Annotated in this window: 4 protein-coding genes; 2 read left to right on the top strand and 2 right to left on the bottom strand. The window is 43.3% G+C overall.

The features are described from left to right. Positions 1-710 (bottom strand): iron-containing alcohol dehydrogenase (locus B7C60_RS19525; RefSeq protein ID WP_245869502.1); only part of this gene is annotated, 710 nt, incomplete at its 3' end. 445 nt (positions 711-1,155) lie between these two features. Between B7C60_RS19525 and B7C60_RS14510 the strand changes: the two genes are divergently transcribed. After that, positions 1,156-1,422 (top strand): GrxA family glutaredoxin, encoded by a 267-nt coding sequence (locus B7C60_RS14510; RefSeq protein WP_099612274.1) that lies wholly within the window; start codon positions 1,156-1,158, stop codon positions 1,420-1,422. 173 nt (positions 1,423-1,595) lie between these two features. Continuing rightward, a complete protein-coding gene (locus B7C60_RS14505) occupies positions 1,596-3,272 on the top strand; it encodes an aspartate:alanine antiporter (protein WP_099612273.1) in 1,677 nt (558 codons plus the stop codon). Positions 3,273-3,347: 75 nt separating this feature from the next. Here the strand turns inward: B7C60_RS14505 and fabV are convergent. Continuing rightward, the coding region (fabV, locus tag B7C60_RS14500; protein WP_245869501.1) for an enoyl-ACP reductase FabV at positions 3,348-4,237 on the bottom strand (890 nt) is incomplete at its 5' end.

Below are 4,237 nucleotides of genomic sequence, written 5' to 3'. Positions count from 1 at the left end.
GAGCGTGCCGAGGGTTCATCTCGACAACATGCCGCGACAGTTGAACGCGCTAAACGACGCAGCCCTTCTTCACAAATCATATCCGTTAACGGATTCGGTTCACCACAGACGTAAGCCTCCATTAAATGTGTAAAAGCATCCATTGCGCCACGTCCAGAGGTATAACTATCGGTTCCATAAGTTAAGCTCGGATCAATAATGGCGACAGCAGCCAACATATCCGGACTGCGTAAACTCACTTTCACTTTATCTTGCCCTGATTTTAGCACAGCATTTTTAGTGACTTCTGAGCCTGTACTGGCAGTCGTGGGTATTGCAATAAATGGTAGCGGTTTGGTTTTTAACGGCACATTACGACCCACAACTTCAACATAATCATACACATTACCTTGATTGGGAATAATGGCCGCTAACGCTTTCCCCATATCCAGCACACTCCCCCCACCTATCGCGACCACCACTTGAGGTTGAAAACGCCGTCCAGCCATCGCCGCTTCTTCGACCATGGTAATGTTGGGTTCACCATGAATAGCAATATGTTGATAGCGCATATGCTGTTGCTGCAAATACTGAGTCACCGTCTGAGCACGCTGAAGATTTTTACCTGAAACTAACAGTACACTATATCCATATTGATTAATCATGGATAACGAGTTTTGCAATACGCCTTCACCGAATACAATTCGATTCGATGTCATAAATTGAAACATGCTGCCTCCACGCCGCCCAAACTATCCTGAGAGAGTTCAAGCTTGCGATCAATTCAGCCATCATTTTTTGATGCAGTGCAATGAGCGAAGAAATAAAATAAAAATCATTAAAGAGTATGCACATCATCACATCCTTCATGCACAATTACACCTTGTTATACCCAAACAACTTGGTGTTGCAGGTAGGCGGCAAGTGAGTGACAAATTTGTCTGGAACAAATTTGAACAGCCGTAGGCAAGCGATGTGATTGGGGTGAACGAACGCAGCCAACACCCCTGCAGCATCCATTAGGAAGGAGATACCTTGGGTGATGAGAAGAAATGAGTCATTGAATCGAATAAAAAATCAACCATTGTTTTTGCCTATTAGAACGAATGCTAATTCACGCTTTATTTCCTAATTGGGATCGGGCATAGTTGCGCAAACAAAATAAAGGAGACAGTTATGTTCGTTGTGATTTTTGGCCGCCCGGCTTGTCCTTACTGTGTTCGAGCAAAAGAACACGCAGAAACCCTAAAAGCAAAACGTGATGACTTCAACTATCGTTATGTGGATATTCATGAAGAAGGGATCTCAAAAGCTGACCTAGAAAAGACGGTTGGAAAACCGGTTGAAACTGTGCCGCAAATCTTTATCGACCAACAACACATTGGTGGCTGTACTGAATTCGAAGCGTATGCAAAAGAGCATTTAGGACTGTTTGACGAATAAACACCACGTCTGCAACGATAAGAAAACCCCGCCCACCTGTTGCGGGGTTTTCTGTGTCTATTCGATGAAAACTCGTACAAAAATAAAAAAATTCACTTATATTTTTGACTATTTACGATACAATCATCACAATTTAACCACCCCCTGCTTGCACGCTTAAATTGAGCCAAATTGTGAATATCGACGTTGTACTTTTGCTAGAACAAAACCCCATTCTTCTTATTTTTGTCGTCTTAGCGATAGGCCTTGCCTTCGGAAAAATACGCTTTGGCAGTTTACAACTAGGAAATTCGATCGGCGTACTGATTACCGCGCTGGTGATGGGCCATTTAGGCTTTTCATTTAATGCTGAAGCCCTAACGATTGGTTTTATGCTATTTATTTATTGTGTCGGTATCGAGGCTGGCCCTAATTTTTTTAGCATTTTCCTCCGCGATGGTAAACATTATTTGATTCTCAGTTTAGTCGTATTAATCACGGCGATGTGGATCACTTATTTTGCAAGCCATTATTTCAATCTCGATTATGGCTTAGCTGCGGGAATGATGGCCGGAGCGCTAACCTCTACTCCAGTTTTAGTTGGTGCACAGGATGCCCTCAACTCTGGATTAGCCGCTATTCCTCGCAATATGGATTTATCATTGATTTTAGAAAGTGTATCGGTTGGTTATGCGATGGCTTACCTCATCGGCTTAATTAGCATGATCATGTTTGCCAAACTCTTGCCTAAATTACAAAAACAAAATCTGTCCGATTCAGCCCAACAGATTGCTCAAGAACGCGGGATTGGTGGACAACGAAAAGTTTATCTTCCAATTATCCGTGCTTATCGAGTTGGCCCCGAATTGATCAATTGGGTGGATGGCCGTAATTTGCGAGAATTGGGTATCTACCGTCAAACTGGGTGCTATATAGAGCGAATTCGTCGTAATGGTATTCTCGCCCATCCAGATGGGGATGCAATATTACAAGAAGGGGATGAAATAGCATTGGTCGGCTTCCCTGATAGTCATGCTCGCCTCGACCCCAGTTTCCGTAATGGGAAAGAGGTCTTTGACCGTAACCTTCTCGACTTACGCATTACCGAAGAAGAAATTGTGGTAAAAAGTGACAGTATCGCGGGTAAGCGACTTTCTGATCTTAACTTATCAGAATATGGTTGTTTCTTAAACCGAGTAGTACGGGCACAAATAGAAATGCCAATGGATCTCGATATTGTGCTTGCGAAAGGAGACGTTCTGCAAGTCAGCGGTGAGAAGAGTCGCGTTAAAGGGTTAGCGGAAAAAATCGGTTTTATCTCGATTCATAGCCAAATGGCCGATTTAATGGCGTTTTGTAGCTTCTTTATTCTCGGTATCGTGTTTGGTTTAATCACCATGACTTTTGGTCAAGTCTCATTTAGCTTAGGTAATGCAGTCGGGCTGTTATTATCTGGTATCACCCTGGGTTTTTTACGCGCGAATCACCCAACCTTTGGCTATGTGCCACAAGGTGCCCTAAATATGGTTAAAGACTTAGGCCTAATGTTCTTTATGGTCGGCATCGGTTTAAGTGCAGGGGGGAAAATGTTTGATCATTTATCCGATGTGGGGCCTCAAGTCATCGGGCTCGCTTTTATTGTCAGTGTGTTACCCGTGGTGTTTGCCTATCTTGTCGGTGCTTATTTGCTTAAGATGAACCGTGCCTTACTTTTTGGTGCCATTATCGGAGCCCGAACTTGCGCCCCTGCTATGGATATCGTTAATGATTATGCAAAATCGACCATTCCTGCGCTCGGTTATGCTGGCACCTACGCTATTGCCAATATTTTAATGACCTTAGCCGGAACCATCTTAATTATTTTAAACTAAAGTAAAGCAATGAGTTAACAAAGCAAAAAGGCGCAAATTGCGCCTTTTTGCTATTTTTGATGGAAACCATTAAGCTCAGATATCGATTACATCAAATGTGACTTCAGGATTGACATCGGCATCATAGTCCACACCATCAACACCAAAACCAAACAGCTTTAAGAACTCTTCTTTATACCCTTCATAATCCGTCAATGTTTTTAGATTTTCAGTGGTAATTTGTGGCCATAGTTCACGGCAATGTTGTTGAATATCGTCACGTAATTCCCAATCATCCAAACGTAAACGGTTCTGTTCATCGGTTTCAGGCGCACTACCATCCGCTTTATACAAGCGTTGACTAAACATACGGTAAATTTGCTCCATACACCCCTCATGGATACCCTCTTCCCGCATTTTTTTAAAGACCATAGCGATATAAAGTGGCATCACTGGAATAGCGGAACTTGCCTGAGTGACAACCGATTTCAAGACAGCAACATTAGCACTCCCGCCTTTGGTCGCGAGTTGTGCATTTAATGCCTTAGCGGCACGGTCGAGATCCATTTTTGCACGACCCAACGCCCCATCCCAATAAATTGGCCAAGTCAGCTCGGTACCGATATAGCTATACGCAACCGTTTTACAGCCTTGAGCCAAAACGCCTGCTTCATCAAGCGCTTGAATCCACAATTCCCAGTCTTGTCCGCCCATGACCGTAATGGTATCTTGAATTTCTTGCTCTGTGGCAGGTTCAACACTTGCTTCAATAATAACATCTTTATTGGTATCTACCGCAGTTGAGGTATACGTCTGACCAATTGGTTTCAGTGACGAACGAATCACTTCTCCGGTTTCAGGCAGTTTACGCACTGGCGACGCGAGCGAGTAAACGACCAAATCAATTTGACCTAGATCTTGCTTAATCAACTCAATCGTTTTTTGCTTTGCATCATCAGAAAACGCATCACCGTTAAGACTTTTTG

It is taken from the genome of Vibrio fujianensis, assembly GCF_002749895.1.
Classification (GTDB): Bacteria; Pseudomonadota; Gammaproteobacteria; order Enterobacterales; family Vibrionaceae; genus Vibrio; species Vibrio fujianensis.
The sequence above is the reverse complement of the archived record's forward strand: the minus strand, read 5'-3'. Positions and strand labels throughout refer to the sequence as shown.